The organism is Betaproteobacteria bacterium (genome assembly GCA_016791345.1).
GTDB lineage: Bacteria > Pseudomonadota > Gammaproteobacteria > Burkholderiales > JAEUMW01 > JAEUMW01.
This window is the reverse complement of record JAEUMW010000174.1, coordinates 1-5,751: the sequence shown is the minus strand read 5'-3', so window position 1 is coordinate 5,751 and position 5,751 is coordinate 1. Positions and strand designations below refer to the sequence as shown.

Here is a 5,751-nt window from a genome sequence, read left to right as displayed (position 1 = left end):
GGCGCAATGGCGGCGAACTTGCGCAGTTCCTCGACGCAATCGACGACGAACCACTCGACGCCCTGCCGCGCCGCCTGCGCGATGTGCTCGCGAGACTTGACCGGGTTCGAGTACAGGATATCGCCAGCCGGTACCCCGAGTTCCAGGAGCAGGTCGAGCTCGCCGACGGAGGCGGTCTCGAAGGCGATTCCCTCCTCCCGCAACACCTTGAGCAGCGCCGGGTGCGCATTGGCCTTGACCGCGTAATGCGGTCGGACACCCGGCAGCGCACGCTGGAACCGACGCACACTGGCGCGCACGACGTCTGTGTCCAGCAGCAGGAAGGGATGCGTGTAGTGCGCTGCCGCCGCCTCGCGCACCGTCTCGAGATCGATGTGGAGTGCGTCGACCTTCGCACGCGCCGCCGGACCGACGCGCGCAGTCATCGCGCCACCGCCTTCCGGATCGCTGCGGTCACATCTTGGGCAGCGTCACGCCGCGCTGACCCTGGTACTTGCCGCCGCGGTCGCGATACGAAGTCTCGCAGACGTCTTCGCGGTCTGCCTCCAGGAAGATCACCTGCGCGACCCCTTCATTGGCATAGATGCGTGCCGGCAGCGGCGTCGTGTTGGAGAACTCCAGCGTGACGTAGCCTTCCCACTCCGGTTCGAGCGGCGTCACGTTGACGATGATGCCGCAGCGGGCGTACGTCGACTTGCCGAGGCAGATGGTGAGCACGTTGCGCGGGATGCGGAAATACTCGACGGTGCGCGCGAGTGCGAACGAGTTGGGCGGAATGATGCACGACGGCCCCTTCACGTCGACGAACGACTTCGGATCGAAATTCTTGGGATCGACGATCGTCGTGTTGATGTCGGTGAAGAGCTTGAATTCCTCCGAGCAGCGTATGTCGTAGCCATAGCTGGAGGTGCCGAAGGACACGACCTGCTGACCATTCACCTCCTTCACCTGGTGCGGCTCGAACGGTTCGATCATGCCGTGGCTTTGCGCCATGCGACGAATCCAGCGGTCGGACTTGATGGTCATCCGAAGGATGGCTCCCTGTTTGTCGGCTGTTTGTGGCGGCGTCGCTCAGGCGCTGTAGGCGATCAGCACGACGTCCGCAGCTTCGTCGCGCAGCGGCACGATGCGGCGATACTCGGGCGACTGGCGCCAGCGCTCGGCCGCCGCCAGATCCGGGAAGCGCACGACGACCGCCAGTTCGTGCGCGTCCACGCCGTCGAGGTTTACCGCGTCCCTGCCGCGAAGCACGACCTCGCCCTGATACGGCGCGAAGGTGGCACCGACCTGCGCGAGATACTGTTCCCACTTGTCGCGATTGCGCACGTGCATGCGCCCGACGACGTAAGCGGTCATCACGTGTTCTGGATGACGATCTTCGGGAAGGCCGCGGTCATGTCGCGGGCCTTGTCCGCGATCTTGATCGCGACGCGCCGTGCGATCTGCCGGTAGATCTCCGCCACGCGACCGTCGGGATCGGCGACCACGGTCGGTGTGCCCGAGTCGGCCTGCTCGCGGATGGCGAGGTCGAGCGGCAGGGAACCGAGCAGGTCGATGTCGTAATCCTTGCACATCTGCTCGGCGCCGCCGCTGCCGAAGATGTGCGACTCGTGTCCGCAGTTCGGGCAGACGTGCAGGCTCATGTTCTCCACCACACCAAGGATCGGGATGCTCACCTTCTCGAACATCTTGAGCCCCTTGCGCGCGTCGATGAGGGCGATGTCCTGCGGTGTGGTGACGATCACTGCGCCGGTGACCGGGACCTTCTGCGCCAGCGTGAGCTGCACGTCGCCGGTGCCCGGCGGCATGTCCACCACGAGATAATCGATCTCCCGCCAGCGTGTTTCGCGCAGCAACTGCTCGAGCGCCTGTGTGACCATCGGTCCGCGCCACACCATCGGCGTGTCGACCTCGATCAGGAAGCCGATCGACATCGCCTGGACGCCGTGTCTCTCCATCGGCTCGATGCTCTTGCCGTCGACCGATTCGGGGCGGCCGGTGATGCCGAGCATCATCGGCTGCGACGGTCCGTAGATGTCCGCGTCGAGCACGCCGACACTGGCTCCCTCGGCCGCCAGCGCGAGTGCCAGGTTCACCGCGGTGGTGGACTTGCCCACGCCGCCCTTGCCGGAGGCGACGGCGACGATGTTCTTCACGTTGGGAAGCAGCTTGACGCCGCGCTGCACCGCGTGCGCGACGATCTTCATCGACACGTTGGCGCTCACGTTGCCGACGCCGGGCAGCCCCTTCAGCTTCTCGATCACCTGGCGGCGGATGCCGTCGATCTGGCTTTTCGCGGGATAGCCGAGCAGGATGTCGACCGAGACATCGTTGCCGTCGACCCTGATGTTCTTCGCTGACTTGCTGGCGACGAAGTCCTTCCCGGTATTGGGATCGACGAGTTCCTTCAGGGCGGTTTCGACCTGGAGGGTGGAGATGGCCATGGACAGCTTCCTCGGGCAGGAATGGAAAATCGAATTCTAATCGACCGCGGGTGCCAGTTCATCACACGCTAGGAATGCGCAAGCAAGCCTGCGTTCTTTTGTTTTACAATTTGTAAGTTTAACAGGCAGTTGTGGTCCCATTCTCATGAGCCGTCGCCTCCTGGTCACCTCTGCACTGCCCTACGCTAACGGGGCCATCCACCTGGGACATCTCGTCGAGTACATCCAGAGTGACATCTGGGTGCGCTTGCAGAAGATGTTGGGGCACGAGGTCCACTACGTCTGTGCCGACGACACGCACGGCACGCCGATCATGCTGCGCGCCGAGAAGGAAGGCATCACGCCCGAGGCCCTGATCGAGCGCGTGTGGCACGAGCACAAGCGCGACTTCGACGGATTCCACGTCGATTTCGACAACTACTACACGACCAACTCGCAGGAGAATCAGCGCTTCTGCGAGGACATCTACCGTGCGCTCGCCGTGCGCGGACTGATCATCCGCCGCGAGGTCGAGCAGTTCTACGATCCGGTGAAGGAGATGTTCCTGCCGGACCGCTACATCAAGGGCGAGTGCCCGAAGTGCGGGGCGAAGGACCAGTACGGCGACGCCTGCGAAGTGTGCGGTGCGACCTATTCGCCGACCGATTTGCGCAATCCGTACTCGTCGGTGTCCGGCGCGACCCCCGTGCGCAAGGCGTCCGAGCACCACTTCTTCCACCTCTCGCACCCGGACTGCGTGAGCTTCCTGCGGCGCTGGACGCGCGAGCCGGGCCGCCTGCAGCCGGAAGCCTCGAACAAGATGCAGGAGTGGCTGGGCGAGGCCGGCGAGGACAAGCTTTCCGACTGGGACATCTCGCGCGATGCGCCCTACTTCGGCTTCCCGATCCCCGGCACGAACGGCGCCAAGTTCTTCTACGTCTGGCTCGATGCGCCGGTCGGCTACTTCGGCAGCTTCCAGAACTACGTCGCGCAGCAGCACGCCGAGGGCGTGCATCTGGAACCGGACGACTTCCTGCGGCCGGGACACGAGACCGAGCTGGTCCACTTCATCGGCAAGGACATCCTCTACTTCCACGCGCTCTTCTGGCCGGCGATGCTGGAGTTCGCCGGTTACCGCACGCCGACCCGGATCTTCGCCCACGGCTTTCTCACCGTGAACGGCGAGAAGATGTCGAAGTCGCGCGGCACCTTCATCACGGCCGAGAGCTATCTCCGGCAGGGGCTCAATCCCGAGTGGCTGCGCTATTACTACGCCGCCAAGCTGAACGGGACGATGGAGGACATCGACCTCAACCTGGATGACTTCGTGGCGCGGGTGAATGCCGATCTCGTCGGCAAATACCTGAACATCGCCAGCCGCGCGGCCAGCTTCATCACCAGCCGCTTCGGCGGCCGGCTCGCCGACGAGATCCGCATCGAGCCGTGGATGGAGGAGATTCGCGATGCCGCCTCGAGCGTGCAGGCAAGCTACGAAGGCCGCGAGTTCAGCAAGGCGGTGCGCGAGGTGATGCGCTGCGCCGACGTGGTGAACCAGTACGTCGATGCGTGCAAGCCTTGGGAACTGGCGAAGGAGCCCGACCGCAGCGCCGAGTTGCACGAGGTCTGCACCGTCGTGCTCAACGTCTTTCGCTGGCTCACGATCTACCTGAAGCCGGTGCTGCCGGCGATCGCGGAGCGCGTCGAATCGTTCCTGCGGCTGTCGCCGCTCACCTGGCGCGACGTCGGGACGCTGCTGCTCGGCCACACCATCGATCCGTATCGGCACCTGATGACGCGCATCGAGGCAAAACAGATCCATGCGCTGGTCGATGCCAACCGCGAGTCGCTCGCTGCCGTTCCGCACTCGCCGCAGGGGCACGCGGAGGCCAAGGTGCACCGGGAGAGCGTGGCGGAGACGATCTCCCTCGACGACTTCGCCAAGGTCGATCTGCGCATCGCGCGCATCGTCGCGGCAGAACACGTCGAGGGCGCGGACAAGCTGCTCAAGCTCACGCTCGATCTCGGCCACGAGACACGTACGGTGTTCGCCGGCATCAAGTCCGCCTACGACCCCGTGCTCCTTAACGGGCGGCTGACGGTGATGGTGGCCAATCTCGCGCCGCGCAAGATGAAGTTCGGCGTGTCGGAAGGCATGGTGCTCGCGGCCTCCGGCGACGGGTCCGGGCTCTACCTTCTCGGCCCGGACGCCGGTGCGCAACCCGGCATGAAGGTGAAGTAACGCGCCCGGCGGGTGTGGCCGCGCGCATCTCGTGTGTCGCGACCATCGCCGGAATGGGTGACAAGGCGCCGGGAGACGTCGGGTCGCAGCGGGTGCTATCATGGCGGCCAGTGTTGTCTCCATCATCGCGCTGGCATAACCCCGCACCGCTCGCAGCCGCAGACTTGCGATAACTTCGTCGCGGCTTGCGCGGCGCCCCGGTGATCAGCGCCTCTCTCTGGGAGTCGGTCTCTCGGTGGCAGCGAGCCCCCACGGTCGATCCGCATCTCGCCCGTGACCTATTCGCCGGTCGAAGTGATCGTCGGTGTCGCCTGCCTGTGGCTCGCCCTCGGCGCCGCAGGGGTGGCCGTGCCGCGCAACGTGCGGCTGGTAGCGAAGGGCATCTATCCTGCAGGGGCGATCGGTAGCCTCGTTCTCGCCGCGACAGCGTTCGCCAGTCTCGGCGATCTCCCGGCGTCGCAGGTGCTGCCGCTGGGGCTGCCGGATCTGCCCTTCCATGTTCGCCTCGATGCGCTCTCCGCGTGCTTCCTCACGCTGCTCGGCGCAGTAGGCGCCGGCGTATCGGTGTTTGCCGCCGGCTACATCCGCCGCGGGGAAGGCACGCCACCGGGCCTGCAGAGTCTCTACTACCACGTATTCCTCGCGAGCATGGCGCTGCTGCTGCTCGCCGACGACGCCTACGGCTTCATGGTCGCGTGGGAAACCATGGCGCTCTCGTCGTTCTTCCTGGTGACGAGCGACCATCGGCTGCCCGAAATTCGCCGTGCCGGCTTCCTCTATCTGCTCATCGCGCACATCGGCGCGATCGCCATCCTGCTCTGCTTCGGCGTGCTGCACGGCGCGGCACACGACTACACCTTCGCCGCCATGCGCGCAGCGGTGCCGACGCCGCCGTGGGCGACGGTCGCGTTCCTGCTCGCGCTCTTCGGCTTCGGCGCGAAGGCCGGTGTGCTGCCGCTGCACGTCTGGCTGCCCGAGGCGCATCCGGCCGCGCCGTCGCCGGTGTCGGCGCTGATGAGCGCAGTCATGCTCAAGACCGCGATCTACGGGCTGCTGCGCGTGACCTTCGATCTGCTCTACCTGCAGATC

At 65.4% G+C, this 5,751-nt stretch carries 6 protein-coding genes; 2 read left to right on the top strand and 4 right to left on the bottom strand.

The window, feature by feature from the left end; genetic code table 11:
• The 4 genes from JNK68_06715 to apbC form a co-directional block, all read right to left on the bottom strand.
• Nucleotides 1–425, bottom strand: a 425-nt coding sequence (locus tag JNK68_06715; GenBank protein MBL8540048.1) for an alanine racemase, incomplete at its 3' end; no start/stop codon positions are given.
• Between the two features lie 28 nt (nucleotides 426–453).
• The gene (locus JNK68_06710; GenBank protein ID MBL8540047.1) at nucleotides 454–1,026 is read right to left on the bottom strand and encodes a dCTP deaminase; all 573 of its coding nucleotides are present in this window, start codon (nucleotides 1,024–1,026) and stop codon (nucleotides 454–456) included.
• 45 nt (nucleotides 1,027–1,071) lie between these two features.
• Entirely contained in the window at nucleotides 1,072–1,356 is a 285-nt protein-coding gene (locus JNK68_06705) for a DUF1330 domain-containing protein (GenBank protein MBL8540046.1), read from the bottom strand.
• The gene (apbC, locus tag JNK68_06700) at nucleotides 1,356–2,444 is read right to left on the bottom strand and encodes an iron-sulfur cluster carrier protein ApbC (protein MBL8540045.1); all 1,089 of its coding nucleotides are present in this window, start codon (nucleotides 2,442–2,444) and stop codon (nucleotides 1,356–1,358) included. The genes JNK68_06705 and apbC overlap by 1 nt, the downstream gene beginning before the upstream one ends.
• A 145-nt stretch (nucleotides 2,445–2,589) precedes the next feature.
• Here apbC and metG point away from each other — a divergent pair, with 145 nt between their 5' ends.
• Together metG and JNK68_06690 are read left to right on the top strand one after the other, a co-directional pair.
• Entirely contained in the window at nucleotides 2,590–4,662 is a 2,073-nt protein-coding gene (gene metG / locus JNK68_06695) for a methionine--tRNA ligase (protein MBL8540044.1), read from the top strand.
• Between the two features lie 264 nt (nucleotides 4,663–4,926).
• The coding region (locus tag JNK68_06690; protein MBL8540043.1) for a hydrogenase 4 subunit B at nucleotides 4,927–5,751 on the top strand (825 nt) is incomplete at its 3' end.